The organism is Myceligenerans pegani (assembly GCF_014892515.1).
Taxonomy (GTDB): Bacteria; Actinomycetota; Actinomycetes; order Actinomycetales; family Cellulomonadaceae; genus Myceligenerans; species Myceligenerans pegani.
On sequence record NZ_JADBGR010000051.1, the window covers coordinates 1 to 15,599 of the forward strand.

Genomic DNA, 15,599 nt, shown 5'->3' on the forward strand with positions numbered 1-15,599 from the left:
GGCGTGGTGACGCCGGTGGGCCGCGACGAGAAGGTGGCGCCGCGCGGCGGACGCCTGGGCACCGGGCAGCCGGAGCCGACCGAGACGCAGCCGATGCCCGTCCTCCAGGCTCGTGGACTCGAAGGGCCCCGCCGGACGCCCTTGACGTACAGTGCGCCCAGTGACGACGGCAGCGGTTCCGCCTTCGTCCAGGGACCGGCGAACCGCCGTGGCCGCCGCGTCGCAGCCGGCGGGACGGAGCAGGCGTCGTCGGGTCCGGCCGACACACGGACCTTCCCGGGTACGCCGCGCAACGCGCAGTGCCCCTGTGGTTCGGGGAAGAAGTACAAGGCCTGCCACGGCCTGAACGACGCGTGAGGAGACACGAGTACCGATGACCGGACCCCGACCCTTGCGCGTCGCCCTGCTCGGTTGCGGAGTCGTCGGCACCCAGGTCGCCAAGACGCTCCTGTACGACCAGGAGGACCTCTCGGCGCGTGTCGGGGCGCCGCTGGAGATCGCCGGCATCGCCGTGCGCAACGTCCACGCGGCGCGGGACGTGGCGATCCCTCGCGAACTGTTCACCGAGGACGCCGAGGCCCTGGTCGACCGGTCGGACGTCGTCGTCGAGCTGATGGGCGGACTCGAGCCCGCGCGGTCGCTGCTGCTGCGGGCGATCGAGGGCGGGGCCGCCGTGGTCACCGCGAACAAGGCGCTCCTGGCCGACGACGGCCCGTCGCTCTACGAGGCGGCCGACGCCGCGGGTGTCGACATCCACGGCGAGGCGGCCGTGGCCGGGGCGATCCCGATCGTCCGGCCGCTGCGCGAGTCCCTCGCCGGCGACGACATCACGCGCGTGCTCGGCATCGTCAACGGCACCACGAACTACGTGCTCGACCAGATGACGACGCAGGGGCTGGAGCTCGAGGTCGCCCTGAAGCAGGCGCAGGAGCTGGGTTACGCGGAGGCGGACCCCACCGCCGACGTCGAGGGGTACGACGCCGCCGCCAAGGCCGCCATCCTGGCGAGCCTCGCGTTCCACACCCGGGTCCGGATGAAGGACGTCTCCTGCGAGGGCATCTCCGGCGTCACGGCGGAGGACGTGGAGTGGGCCGACCGCACCGGCTACTGCGTCAAGCTGCTGGCGATCGCCGAGCGGACGTCCGAGGGCGTCTCCGCGCGCGTCCACCCGGCGCTCGTCCCGAAGGACCACCCGCTGGCCAACGTCCGCGGCGCGTTCAACGCGGTCTTCGTCGAGGCCGACGCGGCCGGCCCGCTCATGTTCTACGGCCAGGGTGCGGGCGGACGCCCGACGTCGTCGGCGGTGCTGGGCGACATCGTCTCCGCGGGCCGGCACCGGGTCCTCGGCGGCAAGGGGCCGCAGGAGTCCACGTACGCCGCCCTGCCGGTGCTGCCGCAGGACGCCGCGGTCACGCGCTACCAGGTCCGGCTCGAGGTGGCCGACCGTCCCGGCGGGCTCGCCGAGGTGGCCGGCGTGCTCGGCGACCACGGCGTCTCGATCGAGACCGTCAGCCAGACGGCCGCCACCAGCGGGAGCGCCACGCTCGTCCTCACGACGCACGCCGCGCGCGAGGCTTCCCTGGCGGCCACGGTCGCCGCGGTGGACGGGCTGGAGTCCGTCCGCCGGATCATGTCGGTCCTGCGAGTCGAGGGATGAAGATGACCGTCGCTGCACCCACCGCCCACCAGTGGCGCGGTGTGATCCACGAGTACGCCGACCGCCTCCCCGAGCACGTCACGACCCACGTCGTGACGCTGGGCGAGGGCGGTACGCCGCTGATCCCCGCCCCGGCGATCGGTGACCGCGTGGGCGCCGAGGTGTACGTCAAGTTCGAGGGGATGAACCCGACAGGCTCGTTCAAGGACCGGGGCATGACGACGGCGATCTCGGCGGCCGCCGCCCGGGGAGCGAAGGCGGTCGTGTGCGCCTCGACGGGCAACACGTCGGCGTCGGCCGCCGCGTACGCCACGCGCGCCGGCATGACCTGCGCCGTGCTCGTGCCGGACGGCAAGATCGCGATGGGCAAGCTGAGCCAGGCGATCGCGCACGGCGCCCAGCTGCTGCAGGTCGACGGGAACTTCGACGACTGCCTCGTCGCGGCCCGCAAGCTGGCCGAGTCCTACCCGGTCGAGCTCGTGAACTCCGTGAACCCGGACCGCATCGAGGGGCAGAAGACCGCCGCGTTCGAGGTCGTCGACGCGCTGGGCGACGCCCCCGACATCCATGTCCTGCCGGTGGGGAACGCCGGGAACATCACGGCCTACTGGAAGGGTTACACCGAGTACGCCGACCCGTCCGCCGGCCCGGTGGGGGCGTCGCGGACCCCGGCGATGTGGGGCTTCCAGGCCGCGGGTGCCGCGCCGATCGTCAAGGGCCACCCGGTGGACCAGCCGGAGACGGTCGCCACCGCCATCCGGATCGGCAACCCGGCCTCCTGGCAGCAGGCGGTCGAGGCCCGGGACACGTCCGGTGGCGTGATCGAGGCCGTGTCCGACGAGGAGATCCTCGCCGCGCACCGGATCCTGTCGGCCGAGGTCGGCGTGTTCGTCGAGCCTGCGTCGGCCGCCGGCGTGGCAGGCGTGCTGGCGCGCGGCGAGCGCGGCCTGGTGCCGGCGGGAGCGCGCATCGTGATCACGGTGACCGGGCACGGGCTCAAGGACCCGGACTGGGCGTTGCGCACGCCGGACGGCGGCGAGGTCGCGCCCACCAGGGTCGGGGCGGACGTCGTCACGATCGCCGCGGCGCTCGGGCTCGACTGAGGAAGCGACGATCGGGCGCCGGGCTCCCGGTGAGCACCCGGCGTGTGAACGACGGACCGGAATGATCCAGAAGGCAGACCAGATGCAGCTCGGTGCCGACCACGTGGTGGTCCGGGTGCCCGCGACGAGCGCCAACCTCGGTCCCGGGTACGACGCCCTGGGGCTCGCTCTCGCGGTCCACGACGAGGTCGAGGTGCGCCTCGTCGCGGCCGACGAGGTGATCGTCGACGTCGAGGGCGAGGGCGCCGGGGAGGTGCCCCTCGGCGAGGACCACCTCGTGGTGCGCGCCCTGCGCAAGACGCTGGACCTCGCGGGGGCGACGCCCACCGGGATCCACATGACGTGTCGCAACGTGATCCCGCACGGGCGGGGCATGGGGTCGTCGTCGGCCGCGGTCGTCGCCGGGATCGTGGCCGCGCGCGCCCTGCTGGCCGACCCTCGTGCCATCGACGCTGCGACCGTGCTGCGGCTCGCGACGGAGTTCGAGGGGCACCCCGACAACGCCGCGCCGGCCATCGCCGGTGGTGCCACCGTGGCGTGGACGGGCGACGACGGGCCCCGCGCCGTGGACCTGGAGGTGGACCCGGCGATCGAGGCGACCGTGATCGTGCCCGAGGCGCGCCTGGAGACCTCGCGGGCGCGGGCCGCGTTGCCCGCGCGCGTCAGCCACGCCGACGCGGCCTTCACCGTGGGCCGTGCCGCGCTGCTCGTCGAGGCGCTGGCGCGCCGGCCGGAGCTGCTCCTGGAGGCGACCGAGGACCGGCTGCACCAGTCCTACCGCGGCGCGGTGCTGGGGGAGTCGAGCGAGCTGCTGCGTTCGCTGCGGGCGGAAGGGCTCGCGGCGACGATCTCGGGTGCGGGACCCTCGGTGCTCGTCCTCGCCGCGGGCCAGGACGCGGAGCGACGGGACGCCGTGCTCGCCTCGGTCGTCGACGAGACGGCGGGCTGGCGCGTGCTGCGGCCCGGGATCGACACCGCGGGAGCGCGGGCGAGGAGACTCGCGGGCCACGCCGATGCGTTATCGTCCGTGCCGGCGACTCGGGAAAAAAGGGCCTGAGTTTCCAGATACCAAGCCTTGACGAGGTGGTAGGATGCAGTGAGCCTTTCGGGATTGAAAGCGGCATCATGTGAGTCATCACGCCGCGAACCCCGTGAGCAAGGCCGAACCACCACCGCCCACACTGTGTTCGTGTGCGCGAGTTCGTTCGGCCGCCGCATCTCAGGCCGACAACTGCCCCCGTCAGCCGACGTCGTACCACTGATGCGAGGTTTTCAGCGCCCGTTCTCATCTGGGCGCACCGCCCATGCGGCCTCCCAGAAGCAGGCCGCAGTTCCGAGGGGGAAGGGTCCTTCGTGACAGACACCACCGATAACGCCAAGCCGGCAAGCGGCGCGCTGAGCGCCATGCGTCTGGCGGAGCTCCAGTCGCTCGCCTCCGAGCTCGGCGTCAAGGGCATCTCGAAGATGCGCAAGAGCGATCTCGTCGAGGCCATCCGAACCACCACCGGTGAGCCCGCCTCCGGCGGCGGCGCAACGGCGCGTCGTCGGTCCGCACAGCAGAGGACGAGCGCACCGCAGTCGGCGGAGCCCGCAGCTCCCGCGGCCGCGACGGCCACGCCCGTGGCGACCGCCGTCGCGCCCGCGACGGGGAGCGCGCCCGCCGACGGCGCCCCGTCCGAGGAGGACCGCGCCGCTCGCCTCGCCGAGCTCGCCGAGGCCGTCGCGCAGCCGCGCTCGCGGCGTGCGGCTCGTGACCAGGGCGCCCCCGCCGACGAGAGCCAGCTGAACGGCGAGACCGCCGCCGGCCGTCAGGGCCAGACGCGGCCGGGCAAGCAGGACCGCCCGGCCACCGCGCCCACGCGGGACGGCGGCGGCCGGGACGGGAGTGGTGGCCGCGGCGAGGCACGCCGCGACACCCGCCAGCGGGACAACGGGCCGCGCACCGAGGGTCCGCGCGCCGACGGCAACCGGGACGACGACCGCGGCTCGCGCCGCCGCCGGGGCCGGGACCGCGGGCGGGACCGCAAGCGTCGCGGCCGCGGTCAGGGCCCGGACGTGGACCTGGAGAGCGTCGAGCTCACCGAGACCGACGTGCTGCTGCCCGTCGCCGGCATCCTCGACATCCTGGACAACTACGCGTTCGTCCGGACGTCGGGCTATCTGGCCGGACCGAACGACGTGTACGTGTCGCTGAACCAGGTGAAGAAGTCGGGCCTGCGTCGCGGTGACGCGATCACCGGCGCGGTGCGCCAGCCCCGCGAGGGCGAGGAGCCGCCGTCGGGCAAGAACGCGCGGAACAAGTTCAACGCGCTCGTCCGGCTCGACACGGTCAACGGCATGACGCCGGACGAGGCCAAGGGCAGGCCCGAGTTCGGCAACCTCACACCGCTGTACCCGCAGGAGCGCCTGCGTCTGGAGAACCCCGAGGCCACGAAGCTCACGCCGCGCGTGATCGACATCGTGGCACCGATCGGCAAGGGGCAGCGCGGCCTGATCGTCGCGCCGCCCAAGGCCGGCAAGACGCTGATGATGCAGCAGATCGCCAACTCGATCACCAGCAACAACCCCGAGGTCCACCTCATGGTGGTGCTCGTCGACGAGCGGCCGGAGGAGGTCACCGACTTCTCGCGGTCGGTGCAGGGCGAGGTCATCTCCTCGACGTTCGACCGCCACGCCTCCGACCACACGCTCGTCGCGGAGCTCGCCATCGAGCGGGCCAAGCGTCTCGTGGAGCTGGGCCAGGACGTCGTCGTGCTGCTGGACGGGATCACCCGCCTGAGCCGTGCGTACAACCTGGCGGCCCCTGCCTCGGGTCGCATCCTGTCCGGTGGTGTGGACGCCGCGGCCCTGTACCCGCCCAAGAAGTTCTTCGGCGCGGCGCGCAACATCGAGAACGGCGGCTCGCTGACGATCCTCGCCACGGCGCTGGTCGAGACCGGCTCCAAGATGGACGAGGTCATCTTCGAGGAGTTCAAGGGCACCGGGAACATGGAGCTGCGGCTCTCGCGTTCCCTGGCTGAGAAGCGCATCTTCCCGGCGATCGACGTCAACGCGTCGAGCACCCGCCGTGAGGAGATCCTCATGTCGAAGGAAGAGCTCTCGATCGTCTACAAGCTGCGCCGCGTCATGGGCGCGCTCGACACGCAGCAGGCCACCGAGCTGCTGCTGGGCAAGCTCAAGGAGCACCGGTCCAACGTCGAGTTCCTCATGGAGGTGCAGAAGACGACCCCGGGCAAGCTGGCGGACGAGACGCCCGGAGAAACGGTGTAGTCCGAGCCGCCGGGCTCAGCCCTGCGGACGCCGGGGAGGTCATCCCCGACGTCCTCGGGCGCACGTCGCATCTCACACGACCGCGGCCTCCACGGAGGCACCCGCGGTCTGGCAGAATAGATCCTCGGCCTGCCGCTTCACGGCCCGCAGACAGCGGGGCGACCCGGCAGCATCTGAGCAAGGAGCACTCATGAAGTCCGGTATCCACCCCGAGTACGTCGTCACCGAGGTGACCTGCACGTGCGGGAACACCTTCGTGACCCGCAGCACCGAGACGTCCGGCAAGATCAACGCCGACGTGTGCAGCGCCTGCCACCCGTTCTACACGGGCAAGCAGAAGATCCTCGACACCGGTGGCCGCGTGGCCCGGTTCCAGGCGCGCTACGGCAAGAAGACCGCCAAGTAGCACCACGCAGCGCCGGCGGACCCGCACCGACAACCTCTCCAGGGGCAGTCGGAGCGCGGGACCGTCGGCGCTGCTGTTTGTCGATCGCACGGCCGGCCGGTCGGTCGTTCCGTGAGTGATCGGCAGAACGACCGACCGACCATTCACGCACGGACCGACCGGAGCGCCCAGTTCGCTCAGCGCCCGGCAGGCCCGCCCGCAACCCGAACCCGAGGTGACGCCGTGACCGAGCAGTTCTCCGCCGTCGGACCGCTGCTCGAGGAGCATGCCGAGATCGAACGGGCGCTGGCCGATCCCGGCGTGCACGCCGACCAGGGGCGGGCGCGGAGCCTGGGACGGCGGTACGCGGAGCTCAACCAGGTGGTGTCGGCGCACCGCGCCTACGAGCGCGCGCGGGAGGACCGCGAGACGGCCGAGGAGCTCGCCGCGCTCGAGGACGGCGGGGATCCGGAGTTCGCCGACGCGCTCCCCGCGCTGCGGGCCGCCGAGGCGGAGGCCGCCGAGCGCCTGCGGCGCGTCCTGATCCCGCGCGACCCGGACGACGGCCGGGACGTCATCCTCGAGATCAAGGCCGGTGAGGGCGGCGACGAGTCCGCCCTGTTCGCGGGCGACCTGCTGCGCATGTATCTCCGCTACGCCGAACGTCGCGGCTGGTCCACCCAGCTGCTCGACGAGAACCGCACCGAGCTCGGCGGCTACAAGGACGTGCAGGTGGCGATCAAGGCGAAGGCCGCGGAGGACCCGTCCGAGGGAGTGTGGGCCAACCTCAAGTACGAGGGCGGGGTGCACCGCGTGCAGCGCGTCCCGGTCACCGAGTCGCAGGGGCGCATCCACACGTCGGCCGCGGGCGTGCTGGTCTTCCCCGAGGTGGACGACCCGGGCGAGGTCGAGATCGACCAGAACGACCTGCGCATCGACGTGTACCGCTCCTCCGGTCCCGGCGGGCAGTCGGTCAACACGACCGACTCCGCGGTCCGCATCACGCACGTGCCCAGCGGCATCGTCGTGTCGATGCAGAACGAGAAGTCGCAGCTGCAGAACCGCGAGGCCGCGATGCGCGTGCTCCGGGCCCGCCTGCTCGCCGCGCGGCAGGAGGCGGCCGCCGCCGAGGCCGCCGATCTGCGTCGTTCCCAGATTCGTACCGTGGACCGGTCCGAGCGGATCCGGACGTACAACTTCCCGGAGAACCGGATCGCGGACCACCGCACCGGCTACAAGGCCTACAACCTGGACCAGGTCCTGGACGGGGACCTGGAGCCGGTCGTCCGCTCGGCGATCGAGGCCGACGAGGCCGCCCGCCTCGCGGAGGCGGGGGAGGCATGAGGCTCGTGGCCCGGCGCGCGGGCGCCTGCGCGCCCGGTCCCGAGGTGCGGCCGGCCCCGTGCCGTGGCGCCGGACCCGCGGCGCGGCACGCATGACCGACGCGCCCGTCGAGGTGGGCGCCCTGCTGCTGCGCGCCACGCGGACCCTGTCCGACGCCGGTGTGGGTTCCCCGCGCGTCGACGCCGAGCTGCTCCTGGCCCACGTCCTCGGTGTCGACCCCGGCGACGTGCGCCGCCGCGCGATCCTCGGCACGCGGGTGCCCGACGACGCCCGGTCCCGCTTCGAGGAGGTCGTCGCACGCCGTGCCACCCGCGAGCCGCTGCAGCACCTGACCGGCGTCGCCCATTTCCGCCACCTCACCCTGGCGGTGGGTCCCGGCGTCTTCATCCCCCGCCCGGAGACCGAGCAGGTCGCCCAGGTCGCGATCGACGAGGCCCTCCGCCTGCGAGGGCCCGGGCCCCGCCCGCCGGTCGTCGTCGACCTCTGCACCGGATCCGGGGCGATCGCGCTCTCGGTCGCGACCGAGGTGCCCGGCAGCCGGGTGTACGCCGTGGAACTGGACGCCCGCGCCCACGAATGGGCGGCCCGCAACATCACCGCCGTGAGTGCCATCACGCCCGTCCGGCTCGTCCGGGGCGACGCGCGAACCGCGCTGCGCGAGCTGCAAGGCGTGGTCGACGTCGTCGTCTCCAATCCCCCGTACGTGCCGCACGGCGCCGTACCGCGCGATCCCGAGGTGGCCGAGCACGACCCGGCCGTCGCACTGTACGGGCTCGGCGCGGACGGGCTCGAGGTCCCGCGCGGGATCGCCGCCGCCGCCGCGCGCCTGCTGCGGCCCGGTGGGCTGTTCGTCATGGAGCACGCCGAGGCGCAGGCCGCGGCGGCGCGGGCGGTGGTGGACCTGGCGGGGGCGTTCGACACCCCGGAGACCCGCGACGACCTCACCGGCCGGCCCCGCATGGTCGTCGCGCGCCGACGGGACCGGCACGAGCAGACATCCGACTCGTGAAAGACTGAGACCCGTGACCGTACCTGTACGTCCCGCGCTCGATGCCACGGACCCGCAGACCTGGGGGCCGGCGATCGACGAGGCGGTCAACGCGATCTCGCGGGGCAGCCTCGTGGTGCTGCCGACCGACACCGTCTACGGCATCGCCGCCGACGCCTTCGACTCCGCGGCCGTCGCCGCCCTCCTCGCGGCCAAGGGCCGCGGCCGCCAGATGCCGCCGCCGGTGCTGATCGGCGACGTCGCCACGCTCGACGGGCTCGCCGTCGACGTGCCCGACGAGGCCCGTGACCTCGCCGAGGCGTTCTGGCCGGGCGGCCTCACCATCATCCTGCGGGCCCAGCCGTCCCTGCAGTGGGACCTGGGGGAGACCCACGGCACGGTGGCGCTGCGCATGCCGGACCATCCCGTGGCCCTCACGCTGCTGCGCCGCACGGGACCGCTCGCGGTGTCGAGCGCGAACCTGTCGGGCCGGCCCGCGGCGATCGACGTCCACGAGGCTCAGGAGCAGCTCGGCGACTCGGTGTCGGTCTACCTGGACGGCGGCGCGGCGCCCGGCGGGACGGCGTCGACCATCGTCGACGCCACGGGCGAGCGGTTGCGCGTGGTACGGTCCGGGGCCGTCGGGCCGGCGGCGCTGCGCGAGGTGGTGCCCGTGCCGGGCCTGGAGGAAGACGCGTGAGGGTGTACCTGCTGCTGATGCTCGTGGCCGCCGCGGTCACGTTCCTGACCACGCCCGCCGCCCGGTGGGTCGCGCTGCGGACCTCGGCCATCTCCGCCGTCCGGGCCCGCGACGTGCACTCGGTGCCGACGCCGCGTGCCGGTGGGCTGGCGATCATGCTCGGGATCGTGGTGGCGGTGCTGCTGGCGTCGCGGATGCCGTTCCTCGAGGACGTGTTCTCGGATCGGCAGGTCCTCGGCATCGTCGGCGGCGCGCTCATCGTGTGCCTGCTCGGCTGGGCCGACGACGTCTGGGACCTGGACTGGCTGACCAAGCTCGCGGGGCAGGTCCTCGCCGCCGGCTTCATGGCGCTGAACGAGGTCCAGCTCGTCACCATCCCCACGCCGGGCGGCCTGACGATCCCGTCGTCGCGCCTCTCGCTGATCGCCACCGTGCTGATCGTCGTGATCGCGATGAACGCGGTGAACTTCGTGGACGGGCTGGACGGTCTGGCCGCGGGCATCATCGCCATCGGCGGTGCGGCCTTCTTCCTGTACACGTACCGCCTCACGGCCGAGGACACACCCGACAACTACGCGTCGCTCGCGGCCATGATGATGGCCGTGCTGGTGGGGGTGTGCGTCGGCTTCCTGCCGCACAACTTCTTCCCGTCGCGGATCTTCATGGGGGACTCCGGCTCGATGGTGCTCGGCCTCGTGATGGCCGGCGCGGCGATCACGGTGACCGGCAACGTCAAGCCCGACGTCATGACCGGCGTCGCCGCGATCCCCGCGCTGTTCCCGCTGCTGCTGCCCGTCGGCGTGCTCATGCTGCCGCTGACCGACATGGCCATGGCGGTGGTGCGCCGCCTCGCCGCCGGGAAGTCACCGATGGCGCCCGACCGCCTGCACCTGCATCACCGGATGCTCGCGCTCGGCCACTCGCACCGCCGCGCCGTGCTCATCCTGTACGTGTGGACGGCGGTGTTCGCCTTCGGCGCCGCCGCGCTCGTCGAGTGGAACTGGCGGATCGTGATGTCCTGCACGGCCGTCGCCGTCCTGCTGGCGCTCGTCGTGACGATGGGCCCGCTGCGGCACCGCGGCCGGTTCCTCGACGACGACGCCGCGCTGCAGCGGGCGAGCCAGGACCGGGCGCCGGAACCCGGCTCGGGCGCGCTGCGGCAGGTCGCGGCGGTCGCGGAGCGGCCGGTCGTCACGACACAGGCGGCGGCCACCGGGCGCGTCGCGAAGAACGAGGAGAGCAATGTCTGAGACGTCTGACATCCACCGCACCGAGCGCGCGGTCCTGCGCACGGCGCTGCGCGACGGCGGTCTGCTGGTGGCGGGCCTGGCCGTGCTCGGGTCCGTGGTCGGCTTCCTGGTGGCCGGGACCGCCGGGGTGTGGGGTGCACTCCTGGGAGCCGCCCTGGCGGCGTTCTTCTCGGGCGTGACGGTCTGGTCGATGGCGCAGACCATCGGCAAGCCGCCGGCGACGATGGGCGCCGTCGTGATGGGTAGCTGGCTCGGCAAGATGGTCGTGCTGGTGGTGGCGCTCGTGGTGCTACGCGGCCAGGACTTCTACGACCGCGTCGTGCTGTTCGTCGTGCTTCTCATCGGTGCCGTCGGCTCGGCCCTCCTGGACTACCGCGCGGTGCGTGCGGGCCGCGTGCCGTACACCGATGCGTGACGCGACCTGACATCCCATTGCGCAATTCGTCACAAGGGGCCCGCAGACTGCCCTTCGGGGGCTCTGAAGGCGGCAAACATGGGTTAGGCTACTCGCGAATCCATGACGGCCAGGCCCGACGGTGCGCCCGTTCCGCCAATCGGTGAATGCGCGCCGGGCCTCTGACCACCTGGGAGTCCTCCTGTCCACGTTAGCGACGTCCATGATCCTTGCCGCCGCCGAAGGCCACGAGGACGCGGGCGGCTTCCACGCGCCGTCGTTGTCGGACTTCTTCCCGTCCGCCATCGCGTTCGGCGACACCATCTTCCAGATCGACCGCGTCTGGATCATCCGCATCGTCGCGACGATCGTGCTCCTGACGGTCTTCGTCGTCGCCGCGCGGCGCGCGAAGGTCGTCCCCGGCCGTTTCCAGGCCGCCGTCGAGTACCTGCTCGACTTCGTGCGGGTGCAGATCGGCGAGGAGATCATGGGCAAGGAGCGCGCCAGGCGCTACGTGCCCATGCTGACCACGATCTTCTTCACGATCCTCGCGTTCAACCTCACGGGCGTCATCCCCGGCCTGAACCTGGCCGCGACCTCGCGGATCGGCGTGCCGCTGCTGTTGGCGCTCTGGGTGTTCGTGACCTACTGGTACGCCGGCATCCAGAAGCACGGCCTGGGCGGCTACCTGAAGGCGAACCTGTTCCCGCCCGGGGTCCCGTGGCCGATCTACTTCATCCTGACGCCGATCGAGCTGCTGCAGATCCTCGTGATCCGCCCGGGCTCGCTGATGGTCCGGCTCGTGGCCAACATGGTCGCCGGTCACATCATGCTGGTGCTCTGCTTCGCGGCGACGCAGTTCTTCCTGATCGACTCCGCGGGCACCGGCCTGATGGCCTTCGGCGTGCTGACCCTCCCGGCCGGCATCTTCGTGACGCTGTTCGAGGTCCTGGTGGCCTTCCTGCAGGCGTACATCTTCGCCCTGCTGGCCGCGGTGTACATCAACATGTCGCTCGAGGAGGAGCACTGAGGGTCACCCGGCCCGGCCTGCTCGTCGAACGACACCCGAACTCTTCAACTGAACCCATGGCGATGGGCGCACAGTGCGTCCGTTCGCAACCACGTGACGCCGGGCCGATCGGTCGCGGCGCCCAACGGAAGGAAGACGCAAGTGGACGCCATCACTCTCGCCGAGGTCACCGGTAACCTGAACGCGGTCGGCTACGGCCTCGCCGCCACCGGCCCGGGCATCGGTCTCGGTATCCTCATCGGCAAGACGATCGAGGGCATGGCCCGCCAGCCCGAGGTCGCGGGCCAGCTGCGCGCGACCATGTTCCTCGGTGTCGCGTTCGTCGAGGTGCTCGCCCTGCTCGGGCTCGTCGCCGGCTTCCTCTTCCCGGCCGCGTGATGGCGGCGCGCGCGAGCGCCGCCAACATCCTGGCGGCGACGGAAGAACCGGAAGGTATCGACCTGTTCCTGCCCGCCGGCTACGACCTGCTCTGGTCGGCGGTGGTGCTGGTCATCATCGCGGTCGCGTTCTACAGGTACGTGCTGCCCCCGATGAACAAGGTGCTCGACGAGCGCGCCGCCCTGATCGAGGGCGGGATCAAGAAGGCCGAGGAGGCGCAGGCCCAGGCCGACAAGGCGCTCGAGGAGCAGGAGCGCCTGCTCGTCGAGGCCCGCACCGAGGCCGCGCAGGTGCGCGAGGAGGCCCGCGCCGAGGGCTCCGCGATCATCAAGGACCTCAAGGCCAAGGCGAACGACGAGGCGGCCCGGATCACGGAGACGGCGCACCGTCAGATCGAGGCCGAGCGTCAGGCGGCGGCGGTGTCGCTGCGGTCCGAGGTCGGCGCGCTGGCGACGGACCTCGCGTCCAGGATCGTCGGCGAGTCGCTCGAGGACTCCGCACGCCAGTCGCGCGTGGTGGACCGCTTCCTCGACGAACTCGAGGCGGCCGACGGGGCCGAGGCCCCCCGGGGCGCCGTGCCGGCCGGAAGCTCCAAGGAGGCGTGATGCGGGGAACGAGCGGAGCATCGCTGGCGGCGGCACAGGAGCGGTTCGAGCCGGTCCTGCGGGCCGCGGGTGCGGACGCCCTCACGCTCGGCGAGCAGCTGTTCGCCGTCGTCGAGGCGCTGGACGAGTCGGGCGCGCTGCGCCGCTCGCTCTCCGACCCGTCCCGCGCCGGCGAGGACAAGGCCGGCCTGGTGGCCGGGCTCCTGGGCCGGTTCGACGGCCGCGTGGTCGATCTGCTCTCCGGCATGGTCCGGTCCCGCTGGTCCGGTGAGGCCGACCTGGTGGACGGCATCGAGCGGCTCGCGGTGGACGCGACGCTCGCCGCCGCCGAGTCGCGCGGGGTGCTCGAGACGGTCGAGGACGAGCTCTTCCGGGTGACGCGGGTGCTCGTCGGGCAGCGCGAGGCACGCCAGGCGCTGTCCGACACCACCACGGACGCCGCCCGCCGGCGCGCCCTGGTCGACGCCCTGCTGGGCGGCAAGGTCGACCCGGTGACGCAGGCGCTCGCGCAGCGGGCGACCGCGCACCCGCGCGGCCGTCGCTTCGTGGCCGCGCTCACCTGGTACGGCGAGGTCGCGGCCGAGCGCCGCCGGCGTCTCGTCGCCATGGTGACCTCGGCGACGGTGCTGACCCAGGCCCAGATGGACCGCCTCGGCGCGATCCTCGAGCGGTCGTACGGGCGCGCCGTGCAGCTGAACGTCACCGTCGACCCCGTCGTCGTCGGTGGCCTGCGCATCCAGGTCGGCGCCGACGTCGTCGACTCCACCGTCCTGTCGCGCCTGGCCGACGCGCAGCGTCGCCTGGCCGGCTGAATCACGTGAGTACAACCCTTCCGCCGCGCCCGACCGCGGCACGACAGGAGAAGAGCAATGGCTGAGCTGACGATCCGGCCGGACGAGATCCGTGCCGCGCTGGACAGCTTCGTGAAGTCCTACGAGCCCGACGCCGTGGCGGCCGAGGAGGTGGGCCGCGTCGTCTTCGCCGCTGACGGCATCGCCCGCGTCGAGGGTCTGCCCGGCGCGATGGCCAACGAGCTGCTGCGTTTCGAGGACGGCACGCTCGGCCTCGCGCTGAACCTGGACGTCCGTGAGATCGGTGTGGTCATCCTCGGTGAGTTCACCGGCATCGAGGAGGGCCAGGAGGTCCGCCGTACGGGTGAGGTCCTCTCGGTCCCGGTGGGCGAGGGCTACCTCGGCCGCGTCGTCGACCCGCTGGGCAACCCGGTCGACGGTCTCGGCGAGATCGACACGGAGGGCCGCCGTGCCCTGGAGCTGCAGGCGCCCGGCGTCATGCAGCGCAAGTCCGTGCACGAGCCGCTGCAGACCGGTATCAAGGCGATCGACTCGATGATCCCGATCGGGCGCGGCCAGCGTCAGCTGATCATCGGCGACCGCCAGACCGGCAAGACGGCGATCGCGGTCGACACGATCATCAACCAGAAGGCCAACTGGGAGTCGGGCGACCCGGCCAAGCAGGTCCGCTGCATCTACGTCGCCGTCGGCCAGAAGGGCTCGACCATCGCCTCCGTGCGCGGTGCGCTCGAGGAGGCCGGTGCCCTGGAGTACACGACGATCGTCGCGGCTCCGGCGTCCGACCCTGCGGGCTTCAAGTACCTCGCCCCGTACACGGGCTCGGCCATCGGCCAGCACTGGATGTACGCCGGCAAGCACGTGCTGGTCATCTTCGACGACCTGTCGAAGCAGGCCGAGGCCTACCGCGCCGTGTCGCTGCTGCTCCGCCGCCCGCCGGGCCGCGAGGCCTACCCGGGCGACGTCTTCTACCTGCACTCCCGCCTGCTCGAGCGCTGCGCCAAGCTCAGCGACGACCTGGGCGCGGGCTCGATGACCGGCCTGCCGATCATCGAGACCAAGGCGAACGACGTCTCGGCGTACATCCCGACGAACGTCATCTCCATCACGGACGGCCAGATCTTCCTGCAGTCCGACCTGTTCAACGCCGACCAGCGCCCGGCGGTCGACGTCGGTATCTCGGTCTCCCGGGTCGGCGGTGACGCCCAGGTCAAGGCCATGAAGAAGGTCTCCGGAACCCTGAAGCTGGAGCTGGCGCAGTACCGCTCGCTCGAGGCGTTCGCGATGTTCGCGTCCGACCTCGACGCGGCGTCCCGCGGCCAGCTGCGGCGTGGCGCGGCGCTCATGGAGCTGCTCAAGCAGCCCCAGTACTCGCCGTACCCGGTCGAGGAGCAGGTCGCCTCCGTGTGGGCCGGCACCAAGGGCAAGCTGGACGACGTCCCGATCGAGGACATCAAGCGCTTCGAGGCGGAGATGCTCGACCACCTGCGTCGCAAGTCCGACGTGCTGCAGAGGATCGCCGAGACGGGCAAGTGGGACGACGAGACCGAGGCCGCGCTGCAGGCCGGCGTCGAGGAGTTCCGCAACGGCTTCGTCAAGAGCGACGGTGCCGCCCTGGTCGGTGGCGGCGACGGCGAGCCCGTCGACGTCGAGCAGGAGCAGATCGTCGTCAAGAAGAAGGCCTGA

At 72.2% G+C, this 15,599-nt stretch carries 16 protein-coding genes; all 16 read left to right on the forward strand.

Annotated elements, in window-relative coordinates:
• The coding region (locus IIE03_RS03825) for an SEC-C metal-binding domain-containing protein (protein ID WP_192861425.1) at positions 1 to 357 on the forward strand (357 nt) is incomplete at its 5' end.
• 16 nt (positions 358 to 373) lie between these two features.
• Positions 374 to 1,657, forward strand: a complete 1,284-nt coding sequence (locus IIE03_RS03830) for a homoserine dehydrogenase (protein WP_192861426.1) — start codon at positions 374 to 376, stop codon at positions 1,655 to 1,657.
• 2 nt (positions 1,658 to 1,659) lie between these two features.
• The gene (gene thrC / locus IIE03_RS03835; protein ID WP_192861427.1) at positions 1,660 to 2,760 is read left to right on the forward strand and encodes a threonine synthase; all 1,101 of its coding nucleotides are present in this window, start codon (positions 1,660 to 1,662) and stop codon (positions 2,758 to 2,760) included.
• A gap of 82 nt (positions 2,761 to 2,842) precedes the next feature.
• Entirely contained in the window at positions 2,843 to 3,817 is a 975-nt protein-coding gene (gene thrB, locus IIE03_RS03840) for a homoserine kinase (RefSeq protein ID WP_192861456.1), read from the forward strand.
• Positions 3,818 to 4,113: 296 nt separating this feature from the next.
• Positions 4,114 to 6,030: a transcription termination factor Rho gene (gene rho / locus IIE03_RS03845; protein ID WP_318842786.1), complete on the forward strand. Its 1,917-nt coding sequence runs from the start codon at positions 4,114 to 4,116 to the stop codon at positions 6,028 to 6,030.
• Between the two features lie 190 nt (positions 6,031 to 6,220).
• Positions 6,221 to 6,436, forward strand: a complete 216-nt coding sequence (gene rpmE / locus IIE03_RS03850) for a 50S ribosomal protein L31 (protein WP_123813364.1) — start codon at positions 6,221 to 6,223, stop codon at positions 6,434 to 6,436.
• A gap of 222 nt (positions 6,437 to 6,658) precedes the next feature.
• On the forward strand, positions 6,659 to 7,759 hold the full coding sequence (gene prfA, locus IIE03_RS03855; RefSeq protein ID WP_192861428.1) for a peptide chain release factor 1: 1,101 nt from the start codon (positions 6,659 to 6,661) through the stop codon (positions 7,757 to 7,759).
• A 91-nt stretch (positions 7,760 to 7,850) separates the two neighbouring features.
• A complete protein-coding gene (prmC, locus tag IIE03_RS03860; protein ID WP_192861429.1) occupies positions 7,851 to 8,768 on the forward strand; it encodes a peptide chain release factor N(5)-glutamine methyltransferase in 918 nt (305 codons plus the stop codon).
• Positions 8,769 to 8,781: 13 nt separating this feature from the next.
• Complete coding sequence (locus IIE03_RS03865) at positions 8,782 to 9,447, forward strand: L-threonylcarbamoyladenylate synthase (protein WP_192861430.1); 666 nt, start codon at positions 8,782 to 8,784, stop codon at positions 9,445 to 9,447.
• Positions 9,444 to 10,697: an MraY family glycosyltransferase gene (locus IIE03_RS03870; RefSeq protein WP_192861431.1), complete on the forward strand. Its 1,254-nt coding sequence runs from the start codon at positions 9,444 to 9,446 to the stop codon at positions 10,695 to 10,697. Before IIE03_RS03865 ends, IIE03_RS03870 begins: the two co-directional genes overlap by 4 nt.
• A complete protein-coding gene (locus IIE03_RS03875; protein WP_192861432.1) occupies positions 10,690 to 11,112 on the forward strand; it encodes a hypothetical protein in 423 nt (140 codons plus the stop codon). Before IIE03_RS03870 ends, IIE03_RS03875 begins: the two co-directional genes overlap by 8 nt.
• Positions 11,113 to 11,314: 202 nt before the next feature.
• Complete coding sequence (gene atpB / locus IIE03_RS03880) at positions 11,315 to 12,121, forward strand: F0F1 ATP synthase subunit A (protein ID WP_192861433.1); 807 nt, start codon at positions 11,315 to 11,317, stop codon at positions 12,119 to 12,121.
• A gap of 141 nt (positions 12,122 to 12,262) precedes the next feature.
• A complete protein-coding gene (locus tag IIE03_RS03885; RefSeq protein WP_192861434.1) occupies positions 12,263 to 12,499 on the forward strand; it encodes an ATP synthase F0 subunit C in 237 nt (78 codons plus the stop codon).
• Positions 12,499 to 13,104, forward strand: a complete 606-nt coding sequence (locus tag IIE03_RS03890) for a F0F1 ATP synthase subunit B (protein ID WP_192861435.1) — start codon at positions 12,499 to 12,501, stop codon at positions 13,102 to 13,104. The genes IIE03_RS03885 and IIE03_RS03890 overlap by 1 nt, the downstream gene beginning before the upstream one ends.
• A complete protein-coding gene (locus IIE03_RS03895; protein ID WP_192861436.1) occupies positions 13,104 to 13,916 on the forward strand; it encodes a F0F1 ATP synthase subunit delta in 813 nt (270 codons plus the stop codon). The genes IIE03_RS03890 and IIE03_RS03895 overlap by 1 nt, the downstream gene beginning before the upstream one ends.
• A gap of 57 nt (positions 13,917 to 13,973) precedes the next feature.
• Entirely contained in the window at positions 13,974 to 15,599 is a 1,626-nt protein-coding gene (gene atpA / locus IIE03_RS03900; RefSeq protein ID WP_192861437.1) for a F0F1 ATP synthase subunit alpha, read from the forward strand.